General features: G+C 61.2%; 20 protein-coding genes and 1 pseudogene. 16 read left to right on the top strand and 5 right to left on the bottom strand.

The genetic code is table 11. The features are described 5' to 3' along the window. Positions 1 to 30 precede the first annotated feature (30 nt). The gene (tmk, locus tag BS630_RS15840) at positions 31 to 711 is read left to right on the top strand and encodes a dTMP kinase (RefSeq protein ID WP_077978172.1); all 681 of its coding nucleotides are present in this window, start codon (positions 31 to 33) and stop codon (positions 709 to 711) included. Between the two features lie 8 nt (positions 712 to 719). Next, a complete protein-coding gene (locus tag BS630_RS15835; protein ID WP_077978171.1) occupies positions 720 to 1,745 on the top strand; it encodes a DNA polymerase III subunit delta' in 1,026 nt (341 codons plus the stop codon). Positions 1,746 to 1,784: 39 nt separating this feature from the next. Here the strand turns inward: BS630_RS15835 and BS630_RS15830 are convergent, their stop codons facing one another. Then, a complete protein-coding gene (locus tag BS630_RS15830) occupies positions 1,785 to 2,573 on the bottom strand; it encodes a sulfite exporter TauE/SafE family protein (RefSeq protein WP_077978170.1) in 789 nt (262 codons plus the stop codon). A gap of 234 nt (positions 2,574 to 2,807) precedes the next feature. On the opposite strand from BS630_RS15830, the gene metG reads away from it, so the two are divergent. From metG to BS630_RS15815, 3 genes are read left to right on the top strand one after another with little or no spacing between them, the layout of a single operon-like run. After that, positions 2,808 to 4,358 carry a methionine--tRNA ligase gene (gene metG, locus BS630_RS15825; RefSeq protein WP_077978169.1) on the top strand — a complete coding sequence of 517 codons (1,551 nt, stop codon included), beginning with the start codon at positions 2,808 to 2,810 and terminating at the stop codon, positions 4,356 to 4,358. Positions 4,359 to 4,362: 4 nt separating this feature from the next. Next, positions 4,363 to 5,145, top strand: a complete 783-nt coding sequence (locus tag BS630_RS15820) for a TatD family hydrolase (protein ID WP_077978168.1) — start codon at positions 4,363 to 4,365, stop codon at positions 5,143 to 5,145. A gap of 4 nt (positions 5,146 to 5,149) precedes the next feature. Next, positions 5,150 to 5,968, top strand: a complete 819-nt coding sequence (locus BS630_RS15815; protein ID WP_077978167.1) for an MBL fold metallo-hydrolase — start codon at positions 5,150 to 5,152, stop codon at positions 5,966 to 5,968. Here BS630_RS15815 and BS630_RS15810 read toward each other — a convergent pair. Next, positions 5,965 to 6,591: a TerC family protein gene (locus BS630_RS15810; protein WP_025394600.1), complete on the bottom strand. Its 627-nt coding sequence runs from the start codon at positions 6,589 to 6,591 to the stop codon at positions 5,965 to 5,967. The two genes, BS630_RS15815 and BS630_RS15810, sit on opposite strands and share 4 nt — an antisense overlap. A gap of 257 nt (positions 6,592 to 6,848) precedes the next feature. Here BS630_RS15810 and BS630_RS15805 point away from each other — a divergent pair, with 257 nt between their 5' ends. Both BS630_RS15805 and BS630_RS15800 read left to right on the top strand, forming a co-directional pair. Then, a complete protein-coding gene (locus BS630_RS15805; RefSeq protein WP_077978166.1) occupies positions 6,849 to 7,517 on the top strand; it encodes a hypothetical protein in 669 nt (222 codons plus the stop codon). 66 nt (positions 7,518 to 7,583) lie between these two features. After that, on the top strand, positions 7,584 to 7,961 hold the full coding sequence (locus tag BS630_RS15800; protein WP_077978165.1) for a hypothetical protein: 378 nt from the start codon (positions 7,584 to 7,586) through the stop codon (positions 7,959 to 7,961). On the opposite strand, the gene BS630_RS37375 is transcribed toward BS630_RS15800, so the two are convergent. Next, entirely contained in the window at positions 7,934 to 8,218 is a 285-nt protein-coding gene (locus BS630_RS37375) for a hypothetical protein (protein WP_165503815.1), read from the bottom strand. The genes BS630_RS15800 and BS630_RS37375 overlap by 28 nt on opposite strands. 158 nt (positions 8,219 to 8,376) lie before the next feature. On the opposite strand from BS630_RS37375, the gene BS630_RS15795 reads away from it, so the two are divergent. Further along, positions 8,377 to 9,198, top strand: a complete 822-nt coding sequence (locus BS630_RS15795; RefSeq protein WP_077978164.1) for a universal stress protein — start codon at positions 8,377 to 8,379, stop codon at positions 9,196 to 9,198. An 82-nt stretch (positions 9,199 to 9,280) separates the two neighbouring features. Here BS630_RS15795 and BS630_RS15790 read toward each other — a convergent pair whose 3' ends face one another. Further along, positions 9,281 to 9,805 (bottom strand): PAS domain-containing protein, encoded by a 525-nt coding sequence (locus tag BS630_RS15790; RefSeq protein ID WP_077979191.1) that lies wholly within the window; start codon positions 9,803 to 9,805, stop codon positions 9,281 to 9,283. Positions 9,806 to 10,105: 300 nt separating this feature from the next. On the opposite strand from BS630_RS15790, the gene BS630_RS15785 reads away from it, so the two are divergent. The 5 genes from BS630_RS15785 (at position 10,106) to BS630_RS15765 (ending at position 14,400) form a co-directional block, all read left to right on the top strand. Further along, on the top strand, positions 10,106 to 10,885 hold the full coding sequence (locus tag BS630_RS15785; protein ID WP_025394595.1) for a LamB/YcsF family protein: 780 nt from the start codon (positions 10,106 to 10,108) through the stop codon (positions 10,883 to 10,885). Positions 10,886 to 10,996: 111 nt separating this feature from the next. Continuing rightward, positions 10,997 to 11,704, top strand: a complete 708-nt coding sequence (locus BS630_RS15780; RefSeq protein WP_170268500.1) for a 5-oxoprolinase subunit B family protein — start codon at positions 10,997 to 10,999, stop codon at positions 11,702 to 11,704. Beyond that, positions 11,692 to 12,648, top strand: coding sequence for a 5-oxoprolinase subunit C family protein (locus tag BS630_RS15775; RefSeq protein ID WP_077978163.1), 957 nt, complete (start codon positions 11,692 to 11,694; stop codon positions 12,646 to 12,648). The genes BS630_RS15780 and BS630_RS15775 overlap by 13 nt, the downstream gene beginning before the upstream one ends. A gap of 111 nt (positions 12,649 to 12,759) precedes the next feature. Continuing rightward, a complete protein-coding gene (locus BS630_RS15770; protein WP_077978162.1) occupies positions 12,760 to 13,452 on the top strand; it encodes a DUF599 domain-containing protein in 693 nt (230 codons plus the stop codon). A 54-nt stretch (positions 13,453 to 13,506) separates the two neighbouring features. Beyond that, a complete protein-coding gene (locus tag BS630_RS15765; protein WP_077978161.1) occupies positions 13,507 to 14,400 on the top strand; it encodes a LysR family transcriptional regulator in 894 nt (297 codons plus the stop codon). Positions 14,401 to 14,407: 7 nt separating this feature from the next. Here the strand turns inward: BS630_RS15765 and BS630_RS15760 are convergent. Next, positions 14,408 to 15,355: pseudogene (locus tag BS630_RS15760) on the bottom strand (alpha/beta fold hydrolase). A gap of 302 nt (positions 15,356 to 15,657) precedes the next feature. Here BS630_RS15760 and BS630_RS15755 point away from each other — a divergent pair. From BS630_RS15755 to BS630_RS15745, 3 genes are all read left to right on the top strand, one after another. After that, positions 15,658 to 16,101 (top strand): VOC family protein, encoded by a 444-nt coding sequence (locus BS630_RS15755; protein WP_077978160.1) that lies wholly within the window; start codon positions 15,658 to 15,660, stop codon positions 16,099 to 16,101. A 67-nt stretch (positions 16,102 to 16,168) separates the two neighbouring features. Then, entirely contained in the window at positions 16,169 to 17,479 is a 1,311-nt protein-coding gene (locus tag BS630_RS15750; protein ID WP_077978159.1) for an epoxide hydrolase family protein, read from the top strand. A 139-nt stretch (positions 17,480 to 17,618) separates the two neighbouring features. Further along, positions 17,619 to 19,772 (top strand): mechanosensitive ion channel family protein, encoded by a 2,154-nt coding sequence (locus BS630_RS15745; protein WP_077978158.1) that lies wholly within the window; start codon positions 17,619 to 17,621, stop codon positions 19,770 to 19,772. The last annotated feature ends 359 nt before the right edge of the window (positions 19,773 to 20,131 follow it).

Here is a 20,131-nt window from a genome sequence, read left to right as displayed (position 1 = left end):
GTGCGGCGCCTGGAATGCGGGAAGTTGTCATTGTCATCGGGTACGGGATTGTTCGTTACGTTTGAAGGCGGGGAAGGCGCTGGGAAATCCACGCAGATCCGCCGCCTCGCCGAGGCGCTGAAGGGCGAAGGTCACGACGTGCTGATGACGCGCGAACCAGGCGGATCCCCGGGCGCCGAAGCCGTGCGCCACGTGCTGCTGTCGGGGGCTGCCGAAGCCTTCGGCACGCGGGTGGAGGCAATCCTCTTTGCCGCGGCCCGCAACGACCATGTCGAAGAGGTGATCCGGCCGGCCCTGGCCGCAGGCAAGGTCGTGCTCTGCGACCGCTTCATGGATTCCTCCCGCGTCTATCAGGGCATCACCGGCAATCTCGAGCCCGATTTCATCGAGACGCTGCAGCGCATCGCCATCAACGGCGTCATGCCGGATTGCACCGTGATCCTCGATATCCCCGCCAAGGTCGGGCTGGAGCGGGCGCAGAAGCGCGCCGCGGACGATGCTCCCGATCGCTTCGAGAAGGAGCGGCTGGAAACGCACGAGAAACGGCGCGAGGCCTTTCTCGATATCGCCGCCCGCGAGCCGGAGCGCTGCCACGTGGTCAACGCCATGCAGACGGAGGAGGCGATCGCCGCCGAGATCCTGGCGATCGTCCATCAGCTGCTGTCGCCCGCAGGTCGTACGCGAATGCCGGAAGCCGCTCACCATGAGTGAGGCCCATTATGAGTGAAGAGAGGCCCGGACTGCTCGACGGCGCCATCTGGCCGGGGGAAAATACCAGGCTGTTCGGCCATGCGGAGGCGGAAGCCTTCCTTGCGCAGTCCTACCGGTCCGGCAAGGGCCACCACGCCATCCTGATCGAGGGGCCGGAAGGCATCGGCAAGGCGACGCTCGCCTTCCGCTTTGCCAATCACGTGCTCTCGCATCCCGATCCAGAGACAGCGCCGGAGGCAATCGGCGATCCGGATCCAGCCTCTCCCGTCAGCCGGCAGATCGCCTCCGGTGCCTCGCACAATCTCCTGCACCTTGCCCGGCCGGTGGACGAGAAGACCGGCAAGGTGAAATCGGCGATCACGGTCGACGAGGTGCGCCGCGCCGGCAAGTTCTTCTCGCAGACGTCTGGCACCGGCAACTGGCGGATCGTCATCATCGACCCGGCTGACGATATGAACCGTAATGCGGCCAACGCCATCCTGAAGATCCTGGAAGAGCCGCCGAAGCGGGCGCTGTTCCTGGTGCTGTCGCATGCGCCGGGACGGCTGCTGCCGACGATCCGCTCGCGTTGCCTGCCGCTGAAACTGGCGCCGCTTGCTGACGATGAACTCGTCGCTGCCCTTGCCCATCTCGGCATATCAGGTGAGGGCGGGGCGGTGCTTTCGGCCGCCAAGGGCAGCGTCGGCGAGGCGTTGAAACTGTTGAACTACGGCGGCGGCGAGATCATTGCCGCCTACGACGAGATGCTTTCCGCCGAGGGGCCGACAGCCCGCAAGGCGATGCATCGGCTGGCCGACGCGCTTTCGGGCCGGGAAAGCGACACGATCTTCGATTTCTTCGTCAGCCATGTCGGCGACGACATCATGAACCGTGCGCGCGCGGCGGCCGGCGAGGGGCGGATCGCCGCGGCAGAGCGGCTGGCACGGCTCTATTCCGAGATCACCGAGCGGCTCACCGTTTCCGATGGCTACAACCTCGACCGCAAGCAGACGATCATCAGCATTCTCGCAGATATCAAGCAGCCGGGCTTTTAAAGCGCGTCACCGCTGACACTTTCCGGCACCGTGCTCTGGTCAGCCGGTCAGCAGCTTACCTGCGACAACGGCAAGCGTGGCGGCAAGGACGATGCGGATGGTGCGTTCGTGCAGCTTCGGCGCCAGAAGGCTGCCGATGATGATGCCGGGGATAGAGCCGATCAACAAGGCAACCAGCATCGGCCAGTCGATCTCGCCGATCAGCCAATAGCCCGTGCCTCCGATCAAGGTCAGCGGTACCGCATGGACGATATCGGAACCGACGATCTCGCGCACATCGAGCCGGGGATAGAGGACCAGCAGGATCGTCACCCCCAGTGCGCCGGCGCCGACCGAGGTCAAGGTGACGAGGATGCCGAGAACGAACCCGAGAATGACGGTGAGGGCGAGGATGGTCGTCGGCTTCGGCGGCGTTCGATCGCCGATTGCGCGGCGCGCCAGTTCGAGGATCGGGCCTCGGAAGACCAGCATGATCGCGGTCATGACGAGAAGCCAGCCGAGTGCCGTGGTAATCGTATTGGTCACGCCGATGCTTTTGCGATCGACGCCTGCCAGCAGCCACAGCATCAGCAAGGCGGCCGGCAGGCTGCCGGCTGCGAGGCTGCCGACGATCTTCCAGTTGACGCGCCCATGCATGCCGTGGACGGCAGTGCCCGCCGTCTTGGTGATTGCCGCATAGAGAAGATCGGTGCCGACCGCGGTGGCGGGATGGACGCCGAAGAGCAGTACCAGCAGCGGCGTCATCAGCGAACCGCCGCCAACGCCGGTGATGCCGACAAGGGCGCCGACGAACAGGCCGGAAAGCGAATAGAGCGGCTCGAATGTCAAGCAGGCGCCCCCGACGGCGCGCGGCCACGACCATTCCGGTAGATGAAAACTCGCACTTCGTTCTTGTCCCGCCCTCTATCCCAAGACGGGTAGATTGGGCGAGAAGCCGAGTCAAGTTCACGCCCTCATCGTCCCGGAAATCATCGACGACTGGAAAGTTGAGGTTTCGCTTGACGATGACATGCGCTAAGAGCGGCTGACCATTTTTATAGAGTTAGCCGGACATTGGCCGCCATGACAGACAAGACACCCTTCTACATCACTACCGCGATTTCCTACCCTAACGGCAAGCCGCATATCGGCCATGCCTATGAGCTGATCGCGACGGATGCGATGGCGCGCTACCAGCGCCTCGACGGCAAGGACGTGTTCTTCCTGACGGGCACCGACGAGCACGGCCAGAAGATGCAGCAGACGGCGCGCGCCGAGGGGATCACTGCGCAAGCGCTTGCCGACCGCAACTCCGGCGAATTCCAGGCCATGGCGACGCTGCTCAACGCCTCGAACGATGACTTCATCCGCACCACGCAGGAGCGTCATCACGAGACGTCGCGGAACATCTGGAAGCTGATGGCCGACAATGGCGACATCTACAAGGATAGCTATGCCGGCTGGTATTCGGTGCGCGACGAGGCCTATTACCAGGAAAACGAGACCGAACCGCGCGCCGACGGCGTGCGCTACGGGCCGCAGGGCACGCCGGTCGAATGGGTGGAAGAGGCAAGCTATTTCTTCAAGCTCTCCGAATACCAGGACAAGCTTCTCGCCCATTACGAGGCGAACCCGGATTTCATCGGCCCGGCCGAGCGCCGCAACGAGGTGATCTCCTTCGTCAAGTCGGGCCTCAAAGACCTCTCGGTCTCGCGCACGACCTTCGACTGGGGCATCAAGGTGCCGGACGATCCCGCCCACGTCATGTATGTCTGGGTCGACGCGCTGACCAACTACATCACCGCAACGGGCTATATCGAGGACAGGAACGGCCCGCGGGCGAAATACTGGCCAGCCGACGTGCACATCATCGGCAAGGACATCATCCGCTTCCACGCCGTCTACTGGCCAGCCTTCCTGATGTCGGCGAAGCTGCCGCTGCCGAAGCGGGTCTTTGCCCATGGCTTCTTGCTCAACAAGGGCGAGAAGATGTCGAAGTCGCTCGGCAACGTCGTCGATCCGGTCAATCTGGTGAACCATTTCGGCCTCGATCAGGTGCGCTATTTCTTCCTGCGCGAAGTCTCCTTCGGCCAGGACGGCAGCTATAGCGAAGAAGCGATCGGCACCCGCATCAACTCCGACCTCGCCAACGGCATCGGCAATCTCACCAGCCGCTCGCTATCGATGATCGTCAAGAATTGCGACGGCAAGATCCCGGAATGCGGGGCGCTCAGCGACGAGGACAAGGCGATGCTGGCTGAGGTCGACGCGCTGCATGCCTCGACCCGCGAGGATATGGGCAAGCAGCAGATCCACCGGGCGCTCGCCTCGATCATTTCGGTCGTTTCCGAGACCGACCGTTATTTCGCCGGCCAGGCGCCGTGGGCGCTGAAGAAGACCGATCCGGAGCGCATGGGCACGGTGCTCTATGTCACCGCCGAAGTGGTGCGCCAGATCGCCATTCTGCTGCAGCCTTTCATGCCGGAATCATCGGCCAAGCTGCTCGATCTGGTCGCAGCACCTGCAGACAAGCGCGACTTCGCCGCTCTTGGGCAAGCCGGCCGTCTCGTTGCCGGAACGGCGCTCGAAGCGCCGACGCCGGTCTTCCCGCGCTACGTGGCTCCGGAGGCTTGAGGCCGTGCTGATCGATACGCATTGCCATCTTGATTTCGCCGACTTCGAGGCGGAGCGGGGCGAGATCGTCGCGCGCGCGCATCAGGCCGGTGTGGCGCAGATGGTGACGATCTCGACGCGGGTGCGCAAGCTCGAGACGCTGCTTGCCATCACCGAGAAATATCCTTCGGTGTTCTGCTCGGTCGGCACGCATCCGAACAATGCCGACGAAGAGCTGGATATCCAGACAGAAGAGCTGGTGCGTCTCGCCAATGCCCATGAGAAGGTGGTGGCGATCGGCGAGGCCGGTCTCGACTATTTCTACGACACGCAAAAGCCCGAGGACCAGCAGACAGGCTTCCGCCGCCATATCGCGGCGGCGCGCGAGACCCGGCTGCCGCTCGTCATCCACAGCCGCAGCGCCGACGAGGACATGGCCGACATACTGACGGAGGAAAGCGGGAAGGGGGCATTTCCCTTCATTCTCCACTGCTTCTCCGCAGGCCCGGAACTTGCCAAGACCGGCGTCGCACTCGGCGGCTATATCTCCTTCTCAGGCATCCTGACCTTCCCGAAGTCGGACGAGCTGCGCGAGATTGCCAAGACGATCCCGCTTGATCGGCTGCTTGTGGAAACAGACGCGCCCTATCTGGCGCCGAAGCGCTGGCGCGGCAAGCGCAACGAACCGTCCTACGTCGTCAACACGGCCGAGGTGCTCGCCGATACAATCGGGCTTCCCACCGAAGAGGTCGCGCGGATCACGACGGAGAACGCTTTCCGCCTGTTCTCGAAGATGCCGAGGATCTAGCGGCGTGCTCTACCGGCGGCGTTTCACCATTCTCGGCTGTTCGTCGTCACCGGGCGTGCCGCGCATCACCGGCGACTGGGGCGCCTGCAATCCCGACAATCCGAAGAACCGGCGCACACGCGCTGCCTTCATGGTGCAACAATTCGCACCCGATGGCGGCGTCACCACAGTCGTCATCGACACCGGGCCGGATTTTCGCGAGCAGATGATCAGGGCAGGGGCCGACCATGTCGATGCCGTGCTCTACAGCCATCCGCATGCGGATCATATTCACGGCATCGACGATCTGCGCGGCTATTTTCACAACACCCGCCGCCGGGTGCCGATCTTTGCCGACCAATTTACGATGGACAGGTTGCGGGAAGCCTTCGGCTATTGCCTGGAAACGCCGCCGGGCAGCAATTACCCGCCGATCGTGCTGCCGATCGTCATCGAAAACCTCGACGCGCCCGTCGAAATTCATGGTCCAGGCGGGACGATCGCCTTCCATCCGCATATCCAGCAGCATGGGGATATCCACTCGCTCGGCTTCCGCATCGGCGATGTGGCTTATTGCAGTGATATCAGCGATTTCCCACCGCAGACCGTCGAGAAGCTTCAGAACCTCGACATGCTGATCATCGACGCGCTGCAATATACCTACCATCCGAGCCATCTGTCGCTGGAACAGTCGCTCGACTGGATCGGCCGGTTGAAGCCCAAACGGGCGATCCTCACCCATATGCACACGCCGCTCGACTACGACGTGGTGATGGCTGAGACGCCGGACCATGTGGTGCCGGCGTATGACCAGATGAGTTTTGAGACCGAGGTCAGGCTCTAAAGCTTGAACCCGCTCGCTTGCACGTAGGGCAGCAGTTCGACGCCGCCGCGGTGGATCATGTCAAGCGAGACATAGAGGATGATCAGCAGGCCGACATAGGCGATCCAGCGATGGTTGGTGAGCAACCGGGCGATAAAGTTTGCGGCAATACCCATCAGCGCGATCGACAGGGCAAGACCGATGACCAGCACGCTCGGATGTTCGCGCGCAGCACCGGCAACGGCCAGCACGTTGTCGAGCGACATCGAGACGTCGGCAATGACGATCTGGGTCGCCGCCTGGAAGAAGGTCTTTTTCGGCGCACCTTCGGCACCCACCGCTCCGTGATGCTCGCCATGGCCGGCGCGAAGCTCGCGCCACATCTTCCAGCAGACCCAGAGCAGCAGCAGACCGCCGGCCAGCAGCAGGCCGACGATCGCCAGCAGGTAGACTGCGACGCTGGCAAAGAGAATGCGCAGAACGGTCGCGGCCACGATGCCGACGATAATCGCCTTGCGGCGCTGTGTCGCCTCGAGGCCGGCAGCAGCAAGACCGATAACCACGGCGTTGTCGCCGGCGAGAACGAGGTCGATAGCAATGACCTGCAGCAAAGCCGTCATACCGGCTGCCGTAAACATGTCCATATGAATATCCCCAATACGTCAAAGCCGTGCTAGCGTCTCGAAGGTTTGACGTCAACCGCTGAGCGATTTCGCAGGCGGCGTAATTTGCGCGTCTGCGCGTCGAAATGGCTGGCGGCAATGAAACAGCAGGCGATACAGCGGAGCATCGCCATTCCCTTGGAACATTCAACACAGCCGCCGGTTCTTCAAGTCAGGAAACCAGACTTCGGCCAAACTTCGGCTTGGCGGCTGGATCCAGATACCGAGAGGAGAGTCCCATGGGCAGCATTTACAATGATACCAACCCGGCCTTTTCAGGCCCGACAGGCGGCAGCAGCCTTGCTGCATTCTTCGACAGCCGATCGGACGCCGAATCCGCCGTCTCCCGTCTTGAGGACGCGGGCGTGCCGGTTGCGAGAATAAGGCTGATGCCCGGATATGAGGCGGGCGCAAAAAATACCGGCGCGATGAGCGACGACCGCAGCGGCTTCTTCGACGCGCTAGCAGACTTCTTCTTCCCCGACGAGGATCGCGCGGTCTACGCAGAAGGGCTGCGGCGAGGCGGTTTCCTCGTCCAGGTCAATGATGTCGATGACGCGCTCTACGAGACCGTCCACGATATTCTGGACGACGAAGGCAGCATCGACATGGATGAGCGTGCAGATCTCTGGTCGTTGGAGGACAGGCAACAAGGCGCGTCCAATACCGGTTTTGCCGGCCAAGCCTCCGGCGGCAAATCGTCGGACGATCTCGCCGTGTCCGAGAGCGCATTCGACGACGCCCGCCCAGTGGCAATGCGCGACACCACGCATGGAAGCGCCAAAGTGCGCGCCTATACTTTGCCCGGCAGTAACGAGCCATCGGACGATGCCGATCGGCAATCGCAAAGCCAGTCGCAATCCCAGGGCGGGTCTCACCAGAGCCAGGGTTTCCGGCGCGACCATTGATATTATGAGGCCCGGCCCCAATGCCGGGCTTCATTTTTCTCGCTTACCCTATTCGAGGAGATGTCGATGCAATCATCCATCAACCGCCACGGCCTTCCGCCTGACCCCGACGAACTGATCGCGGAAGGCGATCCGCCCTTTGCCGATGCGGCTGAGCAGACCGCGCGTGAAAAGGCCGACGAGAGCCTGCATGCCCTGCAGCATGAGGTCAGGCTGCTGAATGCCCGTATAGGCGTGCTGCGCGAGGATGCCGAAGCGGCGCTGAAAGCCAAGGCGGTATCGGTCGATGCAAGCGCTCATGTCCAGCTTGGCGATTATCCCTGGCTGAAACTTGCCGCGGCGATCGGCACAACCTTCATTGCAGCCAGACTGGTTCGGCGTCTTGCGCTCGGCGTACTGCTTGCGGGATTTGTTGGTCATATCCAGGAGGTGAGACGGCAGTGACGGATCGTCTTTGATGATGGCTGTCTGGTGCGGGGGGCGAGTTTGATACGCGAATAAGCGCTCATGCTAGAAGCAGGCCAGCAATTCCGGCAAACGTCCGACACCGCCAGGATCGCGAAACGAACCGCATAAGCGATACTCGCCATACTTGCTGCAAGGACGGCTTTCGCAAGAAGATTGGCGAAGCCCAGCGCAAAGACCGCCAATGCCGCAATGGTGCCGGTGGCGCTGCAATCCTCTTCTTGTGCCGCCTGCATCGATCTTTGCCGCTTCGCCCAACGAATTCCGCTTGCTTCCTGATGAGGACCGTCAATATCACGTTCGCACTTTCGGGTGGAACGACCTTGATCTTCGTCAAAGCGCGGGAGACACCTCTGCGCTATGATAACCTCCAACCATTCGGAGGACATCAGCCGTGAAAGCGCAATTCCATTTACCGCTGGCCACCTATCCAGACGCAAGCTCCTTCTCGCTCCTTCAGAACGCTGTCGCTGTTTCCCTTCACCAGAAGGCCGGTTTGACGGCAAGCATACCGCTGGTCAGGGTCGAACCCTTTCAGCCGCGATTTCCATCACTCATTGACGTCGACAGAATGCGTGCGGAGGCGGAGCGCTTGAGTAAGGACAATGGAACCGTTCTCGGGCAGACGCTCCGTGATTATGCGAAAAAAGCCGAGGTCGAGGTCGATTTCCAGCCATTCGATGCGAGGGAGCCATTTGTCGCACAAACTCTTGCCGAACTGTCGCGCGCATATGATCTTTCCATTTTGGAAGCATCTGTGCTGATGAGGCCGCTGATCGAGAGCGTGCTGTTTGAAAGCGGGAGACCGCTCCTGCTTTTTCCCCCGGATAATTTCTCCGGCCGGATCGATGCTGTCGCCGTCGCCTGGGATGGAGGAGCCACCGTCGCGCGGGCACTGACAGGCGCCAGATTGTTGCTGGAACAGGTCTCGCGTGTCGTCCTGATTTCCGTCACCGATGATAAGCAGATTGACGAGCGCGCCCGAGACCGCTTTGCGACCGCGCTTCGAAAGGCTGGTCTTGCCGTCGATATCGCAGCCGTGCAAACGAAGGGAAACTCACCGGCCAGCGTCATTCAAGCTGCCGCCCTGGAACGCAAGGCAGATTTGCTCGTCGCCGGCGCATTCGGCCATTCGAGACTACGCGAATTCCTCTTGGGAGGGGTGACACGGTCGCTGTTGACCCACCTCGAAATGCCCACTCTCCTTTGTCACTAATTCAGAGTGCGCGCGGCGCGTCGCCGATAGCAGCAATATCGTCATCGAAAGTCTGATGCCACAACCAAAGCTTTGGAACGAATCAATGAACCTTCGCGACGTCTGAAGGCATCGGCTTGGCAAGCTCCCTGACGATAGCTTCAAGCGCATCGGCCGTCGTCCGCAGGCCGGTTGACCGCGCAATTTTCAGTGCCGCATTGCAGTGAGCGGACAATTCGTCTTGCTCCCCGTGATCATTCGTCGGGAAGACGATACCCGCATATTGCGACGGGTTTCCGGCTTCATCCCTGAAGCAACGGCCCAAGGCCGCCACGGCGACTATTTGCCCGCTTCGATCAAATACCCGATAGTCACAGCGATACGGATTTCCTGTGATCACCGATTCTGAAATCGCCTTGGCCACAGATGGCTTGTCGTCCGGATGAATCCGGTCGAGGTATCTGATGACCGGCAACCCCGTGAGGGTCTCTTCCGGATCGAGCCCAAACAGATTTGCCAGCGCCGAATCCGCATAAACCTTGTCGCTCGCCAACTCCCAGGTGAAAATGCCAGGCTCGTCGATAAAGGAAAATTCGGACGTTCCCAAAGCTCTGTTGACATGATTCATTTCCGCATCCCCGGCCTGCACTCCAATGGTGCCGGGTGGCTACGTCACCTGGCTCTCGAAAGAATACGATGCGCTCGATCAAATGACAGGGCGGTCGACCGTTTCGCCCCCAATCTTAGCCGCCTTTCGATCAGACGCAACGGCAAGGACAGTTTAGGTCGACAACGCACACAAGCTCGCTGCGCGCAGCCGGCAGCGTCGTTTTCTTGACGCGCACGGCGAAGATGTGCTCCACCTCGGCTTCGACGTTCCAGCATGCGACGAAGCTGACAAGACCGGCGCGAAGGGTTGACGGAAATCATGACGAAAATCGATCTCAATTCTGATTTGGGGGAGGCGTTTGGACCTTGGCGCATGGGCGACGACAAGGCGATCCTTGACGTTGTCACCAGTGCGAACATCGCATGTGGCGGCCATGCCGGAGATCCGGCGACCATGGTGGAGACGCTTGCCTTGGCCAGCGAACGGGGCGTCGTCGCTGGAGCCCATCCGGGCTTTGCAGATCGCGAGGGTTTCGGACGACGCCTGATCCCCTTGAGCATCCGGGAGGTTGAGCAGCTTGTCGCGACGCAGACCGGCGCGCTGATGGGAGCTGCGGCTCTGGCGGGCGCCCGCGTCCGTTACATCAAACCACACGGCGCACTCGCCAATTGGGCGGCCGACGAACGGCCGGTCGCCGACGCCATCATCCGCGCAACCCGAGCGGTCTCGCCGGAACTTGCCATACTGGCGATCTCCGGGACAGAGCTGGAACATGCGGCCCGCGTTGCCGGGATGACCGTCTTCAGCGAAATTTTTGCCGATCGCGGCTATCTCTCCACGGGTCGGCTCGTTCCGCGTACCTTGCCGGGAGCGATGATCCATGACCCCGCGGAGGCGGCATCTAGATTGATCGGGTACCTATCCAGCGGCCTCATGCCGACGGTCGACGGCGTTCCGATCCCTCTCGATGCGCACTCGATCTGCGTTCATGGGGACAGCCCGGGAGCGCTTGCCATGGCCGTCCACGTGCGCCGGGAACTGCAGAAGGCAGGCATCGAGGTGGGTCCATTCCTTCAACAGACAAAGGAAAACAGGTGATGGCCAAAGGCTATCTTATCGCCCAGGCTGCCGTCACCGATCCGGAAGCCTACGGGACCTGCGCGCGGGCTGCGGATGCGGACTTCATTCTGATCGAAGGCGCCGACTGACGTGTCAGAGGACCCGTCCGCATCGTCCGGCAGCGTTCCGACCTACCGCCCGGTGGGCGGGCACGCGGTGCTCGTCGAATTCGGCGCGACCATCGATAAACGGATCCACGATCAGGTCGTCAAGCTGGATGCCGCCTTGAAGGCGGCACCCTTTGAAGGATTCGTCGAAGCCGTTCCGGCCTATGCCAGCATTCTCATATGCTTCGACCCGCTCGTGGCCGATCATCGGACGACGGAGGCGGCCATTGCCGAGCGTCTGACGGCCGAGGTTCCACAGACGATCGGAGCGATGCGCGAAGTCGACGTCTGCTACGATCCTGATCTTGCGCCCGATCTTGCCGCCGTCGCCGAGGCGAGTGGATTATCGCCGGAAGACGTCATATCCACCCATCTTTCCGGCGACTACAGCGTCTTCATGTACGGCTTCGCTCCAGGATACGCTTACCTCGCAGGCGTGCCCAAAGCCATTCAGCAGCCGAGGAAGCCGGCGCCTATTCGTGGCATCGCCGCCGGAAGCGTGCTGATCGCCGGTCCGCAATGCCTGGTGAGCACGCTCACCATGCCGACCGGCTGGTGGATCATCGGCCGCTCGCCGACAAAGATCCTCGACGCCGCGTCCAACGACCGTCCGTTTCTTTTCGACGTCGGCGACGCGGTGCGTTTCCGCCGCATATCGAGGGCCGAATTCGACGCGAGGTGCCTCGCATGAGCGAAGCCGTTCTTGCAATCAACTTCGCGGGTCCCCACGTCGCGGTCCAGGACGGAGGACGTCACGGATTGATGCGTTACGGCGTTCCGGCCTCCGGTCCGATGGACAGGACCTCGTTTGCAGCCGCCAACGCCGCCATCGGCAACCCTGCTGGTCAGCCGACAATCGAAGTCTCCATGGGCGGCCTGGTTCTCGACTGCATCTCGGGGGAGGTTACGTTCGGCGTCGCGGGAGGAGGCTTCATCGTAGAGCATGCCGGCGACAAGCGCGGCGCATGGATGGTCGCCACCTTGAAGGCCGGGGAGCGGCTGGCAATCCGTCCGGGACACTGGGGAAGCTGGACGTATCTGGCCTTCGCCGGTCATATCGAGGCGAAGACCTGGCTGGGCAGCATGTCGACGCACAGTCTCTCCGGCCTCGGCGGCGGGCGCCTTGCAGCCGGACAGACGCTCACTATAGCCGATCCGGACGTGCGGGATGATCGACATGGTCCAATCACATGTCCGGTCATCGCAAGACCGCGATCCGAGCTGCGTGTGGTGGTCGGTCCACAGGATCGGTTCTTCTCGAAAGAAACCTTGTCGAATTTCCTTTCATCGCCTTTCCGCCTGAGCGACGCCTATGACCGCATGGGCGTACGCCTCCAAGGTCCGTCGCTTGCGCCAAGCGTCGCGCTGGACATGCCGTCGGAAGCGATCGTGCGGGGCTCGGTGCAGGTCGCCGGAGACGGTGTTCCCACCATTCTGCTGGCCGACCACCAGACGACCGGAGGATATCCCAAGATCGCCACGGTGGTGGATTCGGATCTGGACGCCTTCGTCCAGTTGCGCCCACGCGACCATATCGGCTTCCTGGCCGTGACACCGCAGCAGGCGATCGAACACATTCGGCTTCGGGCTTCGACGATGTCCCGTTACCTCGCGGCAGTCCGCGACGGACCATGACGCGCGAACATGGGCATGTCGATCTGAAGGGTAGGGCGGCGATAGGCGCTTGGAGCTGCGCTTAGCTCGAAGTACTGTTCAGAAAAAATCCACATTCGGTTCGGGGGCACCATGGATTTTCTGAACATCGCGGCGATCGTTTTCTTCCTTCTCGTCTGGGTGGCCGTCGAGCCTTTGATGGCAGCAGGGTGGCCGAGGAAGAACGACAGCCTTTCCGTTGACATGGTGCGCATTCGCGCGGCCTGGATGCGGGAGGTGCTGACGCGAGACAACAACTTCATCGGCGATGCCGCGATCCTCGGGCACACGATCAATTCGGCGTCCTTCTTCGGCTCCGCCAATCTTATCGTCATCGTCGGGCTCAGCGGCGCGCTGTTCATGGAGCCGAATTATGGATCGGGTGGTGGCCTGATCGCGATGTTTGCGGCCCAGGATCCGGCGTGGTTTTTCCAATGCAAGGTCCTCCTGATCATGGCGACGCTGCTGCGGGGCCTATCCGATTTCATCTGGGCGGTCCGGCAGATCAACTACTGCCTGGCCGCAATCGGGGCGAGCCCATCCCGCGATGAGGAGAGGGACATCGGCGGCTGGACGAACGCCCTGACCCTGGTTTTGAACCCGGCGCTTCGATCGTTCAGTGTCGGCGTCCGGTCTTATTACTTCACCTTCGCAGCCGCCTTCTGGTTTCTCGGGCCAATCCCCTTCGTTGTTGCGACCATCCTCAGCGTCGGCATTTTGATCTGGCGTCAATCCTGGTCGGATGCTGCAAGGGGGATCATGGCCATACGCAAGCTGCTTGACTAAAGCCAAGTCTTAGGCTGGGCTTGAACAGAAGCGGCATCTTAATGGCGGTATCAGATGGATCGTCTCGAAGCGATGCGCATATTGCTGGCGGTCGTCGACGCCGGGAGCATCTCGGCCGGCAGCAGGAAGCTCAACGCGCCATTGCCCAGCGTCAGCCGCAAGGTGGCCGAACTTGAGCGACAGCTTGGGGCAAACCTCATCGTCCGCACCAGCCGCAATCTGCAGCTCACCGATGCCGGGCGCGACTATGTTGACGCCGCTCGAAAGATCATGGCGGATCTCGATGAGGCCGAACGACGAGCGTCGGGGGAATACCAGACGCCCAGAGGCGTGCTGACGATCACGATGCCGATCGAATACGGGAGCCGATACGTGCTGCCCATTGCGCTGAGTTTCATGGACAAATACCCGGAGGTATCGCTGAACCTTCTGTCGCTCGACCGCACGGTTGATCTCGTGTCCGAGCAGGTGGATATCGCGATCCGTCTCGGCGACCTCGCCGACAGCGCCCTCCATGCCGTCAAGGTCGGGGAATTCCGCCTGCTGACCTGCGCGAGTCCTGCCTATCTCAAGCGGCATGGCATGCCCGAGCGTCCCGGCGATCTCATCGATCGCGACGGGATCATCTTCAACAAGCGAACATTTTTCTGGACTTTTGACGTCGACGGCACGCCGATAGAGGCGGCGCCTCGCAACCGGCTTGAGGTGAATACGGCGGCGAACTGTGTTGCGGCGACCGTCGGCGGGGCGGGGATCGCGCGGCTGTTCGACTATCAGGTTCCAGACGAGCTGGCGTCCGGCGCGCTCGTTCCGATCCTTCGCGATTTCGACGGCCCACCCCAGCCCATCCATATCGTCTACGCGCGACAAGGGCTTCTCGCGTTGAAGGTACGGGCTTTTGTAGACTGGGCACTGCCGCGGCTGCGCGCGTTCCGTATGCGAAGATAATCCAATATTATCTGAATGATGCGATTATCTCTTCAGCCGTTTGTTTCGGATTCTGAAGGTGTGGAAAGTGGCCAATGCCTGGCAGGAGGTCGAGTTTCGCACCGATCTTGCCGGCGAACTCGATGCCCATTTCCTTTGCGATATAAATGTCTTTCTCGCCCCAGATCACCTTCATAGGCGTCTTCAGCCGGTCGAGGTTGGCCTCGAGATACTGCTGGTCGCGGGTGAAACTTGCGTAGTAGTGCGCGAATGCATCCGCCGACGTGACGCCATCACGGCTCCATGACCGGATCATGTCTTGCTGGACGTCGATCCGCAGATCGAATTGTTCAGCGGGTGAGAGGCCGCGCCTGTGCACGTTCTGAAGGATCTCGTCGCTTGTCTTGTTCATGTAGGCACGGGTCGGCGAGGCGGTTGGCTCGGCTTTGAGATTCTGTAGGTTCTCCCACATGTGGTGCGGCCGGTCGAACGGCGCGAAGTCTCCGACGATGATCTGCCTGGCGATCGTCGGCTCGTCGAGAGCAAGCAGCAGGACGGGGAGGGCACCGATGTCAGTCGCGTAAATCACGAGCTTCGACCGGTCGATGCCTGCCCGCTCGATATAGGCCTTCAACACTCGGGCGTACGCCCTCGGCGCATAGGAAAACCGTTCCGAAGCCGGGCGCGACGACTGTCCGTAGCCTGGCCAATCGAAAGCATGGACGTCTTAGTCGTGAGCAAGCGTTGTCGCGATCTCCTTCCACACCGTCAGTGTTTCCGGAAACCCATGCAGGAAAAGCACGGGGCCTTTTGACGTGGGGGCGCGGACAATCATCCTCCTCAGCGTCAGGACTTCGTCGATCTCGATAGAGTCGATGGTGTCTTGCGCGGCTTGCGTAGAAGCGAAGGCTTCAGCCGTGTGGGAAGACGGAGTTGCTGCGACTGATGCAGCATGTGCGGTTTTGTCCTTAGACATAGGATGTCCTTTCTGAACGGCGGTCAGCCAAAGCCCAAAAGCCGGCTGTCTCCACAAATAATTGAGCATGGCGTCAGCCCGCGGTAGCCGGAGAAAGTGAGAGGAACCCTCTCGACGGCGGCAGCGCTGCGACTCGGCTGCCCAAGGCTGACATCTGAGTGAGAGGGTGCCTCTCACTTTCCCGAGGTGCCGGCCGGCCGTCGACCCGCCCAATATCCACCAACCGCCGATTTGAGACAGCTCGTTGGCGTTAGCTTGCGGACGGCCAAGCGTCGGCCGCGACAATATAAGGAAGAACTGATATGACTGACATTACCCAAAGCAGACAGGTTGCGGCCACCCCCGACGAGGTCCGCGGCCTCCCGGGCCACGTCACTGTCGGCACGAACGATCTGGATGCCGCCTCGGTATTCTACGACAAGCTTCTGGCCGTGTTCGGGATCGGACGAATCCTCGTCCAGCCCAACCGAGCCATCTACTACGGACATCGCACGCTCGAATTCGGCATCATCAAGCCGTTCGATGGCCGCCCTGCCACCGTCGGCAACGGTGGAATGATTGCTTTCGAAGCTCCGTCCCGTTCAAAGGTCGACGAAGCCCATGCAACTGCATTGGCGGCGGGTGGCTCGGACGAAGGGGCTCCTGGTCCGCGTGGCGAGAACGGCACGGGTCCTTACTGCGCATATTTTCGCGATCCAGAAGGCAACAAGCTTCTGATCTTTCGTTCCGGAGCGGACCAGGCCTGACATTTTCGGCATTGAAGCGGGCAGGGCATCTTTTCCTCTCCTCGATATCACGAAAGGACACGGCATCATGTCAATGCTGAACGTTTTGAAACACCGCGACGTATCGCGCCGCTCACTGCTGTCAGGCTTTGCCGCGGCCGGCATAACCGCCGTTTTCGTTCCTCGCACGTCCAACGCCGCTGATGTTGTCGGCGTCGCGTCCGAGGAGGTTCGACCGTTCAAGGTTGAGGTCTCCGAGGCGGCGCTCGCAGATCTCAGGCGGCGTCTCGCCGAGACTCGGTGGCCCGATGGCGAAACCGTCATGGACCGTTCGCAGGGCGTCCAGCCCGACAGGCTGAAGGAACTGGTGCGCTACTGGCAGTCGCCCTACGACTGGCGGAAGGCGGAGAGCAGGCTGAACAGTTTTCCGCAGTTTCTCACCACTGTCGATGGACTGGACATCCATTTCATCCATGTCCGCTCCCGTCATGAAAACGCGCTGCCGCTGATCATGACCCACGGCTGGCCCGGTTCGGTCTTCGAGCTGCTTGATGTCATCGGGCCGCTGACGGATCCGACGGCGCATGGCGGCACGGCTGATGATGCCTTCCATCTGGTGATCCCTTCGATTCCAGGGTTCGGCTTCTCCGGCAAACCTCCACTGGCGGGTTGGAACCCCCAGCGGATAGCCGCTGCCTGGGACGTGCTGATGAAGCGACTGCATTATGACCGCTATGTCTCGCAAGGCGGTGACTGGGGCGCGATCATCAGCGACGCCTTGGGCCGCCAGGCACCCGATGGGCTGCTCGCGATCCACGTCAACAGGATCGAGCGGGCCACGACGTTTCCAGCGGACGCAGCCCAGGCTCTCAAAAATGGAGGGCCGGCTCCCGACAGCTTGTCTCAGGATGAGAAGGTCGTCTTCGACGAAGCCCGGAACTTCCTCAACAACGGCTTCGGCTACGCAGCGATCATGAGCACGCGGCCGGAGACGATCGGTTACGGCATTGCGGATTCTCCGGTCGGTCTCGCCGCCTGGCTTTACGACAAGATCGCCGACTGGGTATATACACGCGGCGATCCGGAACAGGCCCTTGGCAAGGATGCCATCCTCGACAACATCACGCTGTACTGGCTGACGAACACCGGCCCTTCCAGCGGTCGCATCTATTGGGAAAACGTCATGTCGGGCGCCAAGCTCACGCCCGTCCAAGTCCCGGTCGCCGTCACGGTGTTTCCCGGCGAGGTCTACAAGCCGCCAAAGCACTGGCTGTCGAAGGCCTATCCGAAACTTATCTACTACAACCGCGCCTCCAAGGGCGGTCACTTCGCCGCCTGGGAGGAGCCGGAACTCTTTAGTCAGGAGATCAGGGAGGCCTTCAAAAACTTGCGGTCTTGAAGTCGCCTGGCCTTTGGTTCGCAGCCTGAATCCCAGAGACCGGTTCGTCGATTGACGTTGGTCGTGCAACGCTTCACAAAGTCCGAAGTTTCGACCAACTCAGCAAAAGCGACGACACCATCGCAGGGACCACGGCCACATGCGCATCATCGACGACAGTCATCCCCGCCGCCGCAGACTGTGCGTATTCCTGACGCTGATATTTTCAACGCTTCTGCTGACGAGTGCAAACCCCGCCTCGGCGGCTGAGCCGACCAATTCCTCGGCGCCGATCCGGGTTATTATCGAATTGCCGAATGATGATTCCGGACGAGCGCTGGTCAATCGGATCGTCCCTAGCAATCAGGAACCGGCGCAGCCGGTAGCAGTCACGCAAGAGGCGGCACCGACGTCGATTGCCACGTCGCTACAGGATTTGCGCCAGAGGTTGCTCACACTCGTCGATGCCGTTCCGACCCTTCCCGGGCAGATCCAGTCGGCGATCCGGGTCTTCCAAACGGATGATCGTATCGAACCTGTCGGCCTGATCTTGGCGGTCATACTCTTCGTCGCAGGCGGGTTCGTTGCGCAGCGCCTCGCCTGGTGGTCAGGGCGAGGGCTGCTCCATTTTGTGCTGAACGCGCCCGCCGACACGGTCCGGCAGCGGATCAAGCTCCACGCCGCCCGGCTTTCAATGGGTCTTCTCGCCTTGGTCGGTTACCTGATCGGAAGCCTCGGCGCGTTTATCCTGTTTCCATGGCCTGCCGTGTTTCGCGATATCGCGCTGATCCTCCTATCAGCCGCGCTCATGGTGCGCCTTGGCGTGCTTGTGGGCCGCATTGTCATCGCGCCAGGCGCCCGCCTGCCGCATATGCGGCTTCTGACGCTTGTCACCTCGCTTGCCTGGTTCTGGTACTACTGGCTCCTCGGAATCGTCGCAGCGCTGGCGGCTGGCTGGGCCACCATTGAAGTGATCGGGACGATCGGGGCTTCACCTATCTTGGTCGACCTCTTTACCGCAGCATGGCTTGGTGTCGTTTCAATCGCTTTGGTCGTTATGATCTGGCTGCGGCACTTTCGTTCTGACGGACCGCCCGTGAGCCGGCTGAACTGTGTCGGCTTCAGCGCGAGCATCCTGCTATCGTGGCTGTTATGGGTATCCGGGCTCCGCGGTGCATTCTGGACAGTGGTCGTCATCACGCTGCTGCCGCTTACCGTTTCGGTGGCTCATGATATCATTCGTCGAATTGTACAATCCGGGGAGGGGGAGGCGGTCGAGGATCCGGCCATCGTCGGATGGTCCGTTGTCATCATGCAAACGCTGCGCAACGGTCTCATCGTGGTCGCTGCGCTGCTCATTGCCCGCGCATGGAATGTCAATCTCAGTGATCTCGCCGCTGCCGAAACGGTGACCACACGCTTGATCCGCGCCGGAATCCGCATCGTGATCGTGCTGCTGGTGACCGACGTAATCTGGAAGCTCGCAAGCACGCTGATCGACAGCCAGATGGCGGTGGCGTCGCGAAGCGAGCAGGGGGGACATCAGGATGGCCCCGAAGCGCGTCGGCGTCAGCGGTTGAATACTCTCCTTCCCATTCTTCGCAATGTACTCTTCCTGGCGATCGGCGCTGTCGGCTTCCTGATGATCCTGGATGCCGTTGGCATCCAGATCGGACCACTGCTGGCGGGCGCTGGCGTCGTCGGCATAGCGGTCGGCTTCGGTGCGCAAACACTCGTCAAGGACATCATCTCTGGCGTCTTTTATCTGTTCGACGATGCCTTTCGCATCGGCGAATACATCCAGGCGGCGAAATATAAGGGTACGGTCGAAGGTTTCTCGCTGCGATCGATCCGCTTGCGCCATCACCGCGGTCCGGTCACCATCGTTCCCTTCGGCGAACTCGGCGCGGTGCAAAACCTCAGCCGTGACTGGGTCATCGACATCATCACACTCACCCTGAATTATGACAGTGACCTCGAGGAGGTCCGCAAGACCATCAAGCGCATCGGCGCTGAGCTTCTGGAGGATACCGAACTCGGGCCCAACATCATCGAGCCCTTGAAAATGCAAGGGATTGAGCAGATGGCGGATTACGGCGTGCAGATTCGGCTGAAGTTCATGACGAAACCCGGCGAGCAGTTCGGCGTCCGCCGAAAGGCGCTCGCCATGCTCAAGAAGACATTCGCGGAAAAAGGCATCCAATTTGCAACGCCGACCGTCCATGTTTCCGGCGGTCCCGCTGATGCCGCGGCAACCGCTGCCGCCTCGGAGCTGCAAAGACCATCGAAAGTCATCCCGCCACTTGAGGAATAGCAACGGCGAGCTTTCCGTCAATGCTTAACAGTCTGACCCGGACGTTGCCGCCAAGCACGCGTCGTCCGAGACACGGGTTTCGAAAGAGTCCGTTGGCTGGGATCAGCTGTTCTATGAGGGCACGTCCGCAGATGAACTCGTCGATGTGCTGGATCGTCCAGGCGCAAATTCGATCGGGGCGATTTAAAAGAGTGGGCTACAAGATGGATGACGACGGTATGCCATTGTAATCAAAAGGCATCCAGTGGTTCCATAATCTATCTTATGCGATTTATGCTTGTGGGGGCTATTTAGTAATGCGACAGTTGGGCCAGTTAGAGATGCGACAGTCTCGCCTCTCGACGCACTGGTCAAAGCCA

It is taken from the genome of Rhizobium laguerreae (genome assembly GCF_002008165.1).
Taxonomy (GTDB): domain Bacteria; phylum Pseudomonadota; class Alphaproteobacteria; order Rhizobiales; family Rhizobiaceae; genus Rhizobium; species Rhizobium laguerreae.
This window is presented reverse-complemented; position numbering and strand designations above follow the sequence as displayed.

What these genes read in the sequence shown, in the direction of transcription:
- BS630_RS15835 (WP_077978171.1), top strand. Translation starts at nt 720, where the DNA reads ATGAGTGAAGAGAGGCCCGGACTGCTCGACGGCGCCATCTGGCCGGGG.
- metG (WP_077978169.1), top strand. Translation starts at nt 2,808, where the DNA reads ATGACAGACAAGACACCCTTCTACATCACTACCGCGATTTCCTACCCT.
- BS630_RS15810 (WP_025394600.1), bottom strand. Translation starts at nt 6,591, where the DNA reads ATGGACATGTTTACGGCAGCCGGTATGACGGCTTTGCTGCAGGTCATT.
- BS630_RS15805 (WP_077978166.1), top strand. Translation starts at nt 6,849, where the DNA reads ATGGGCAGCATTTACAATGATACCAACCCGGCCTTTTCAGGCCCGACA.
- BS630_RS15800 (WP_077978165.1), top strand. Translation starts at nt 7,584, where the DNA reads ATGCAATCATCCATCAACCGCCACGGCCTTCCGCCTGACCCCGACGAA.
- BS630_RS37375 (WP_165503815.1), bottom strand. Translation starts at nt 8,218, where the DNA reads ATGCAGGCGGCACAAGAAGAGGATTGCAGCGCCACCGGCACCATTGCG.
- BS630_RS15790 (WP_077979191.1), bottom strand. Translation starts at nt 9,805, where the DNA reads ATGAATCATGTCAACAGAGCTTTGGGAACGTCCGAATTTTCCTTTATC.
- BS630_RS15785 (WP_025394595.1), top strand. Translation starts at nt 10,106, where the DNA reads ATGACGAAAATCGATCTCAATTCTGATTTGGGGGAGGCGTTTGGACCT.
- BS630_RS15770 (WP_077978162.1), top strand. Translation starts at nt 12,760, where the DNA reads ATGGATTTTCTGAACATCGCGGCGATCGTTTTCTTCCTTCTCGTCTGG.
- BS630_RS15765 (WP_077978161.1), top strand. Translation starts at nt 13,507, where the DNA reads ATGGATCGTCTCGAAGCGATGCGCATATTGCTGGCGGTCGTCGACGCC.
- BS630_RS15755 (WP_077978160.1), top strand. Translation starts at nt 15,658, where the DNA reads ATGACTGACATTACCCAAAGCAGACAGGTTGCGGCCACCCCCGACGAG.
- BS630_RS15750 (WP_077978159.1), top strand. Translation starts at nt 16,169, where the DNA reads ATGTCAATGCTGAACGTTTTGAAACACCGCGACGTATCGCGCCGCTCA.
- BS630_RS15745 (WP_077978158.1), top strand. Translation starts at nt 17,619, where the DNA reads ATGCGCATCATCGACGACAGTCATCCCCGCCGCCGCAGACTGTGCGTA.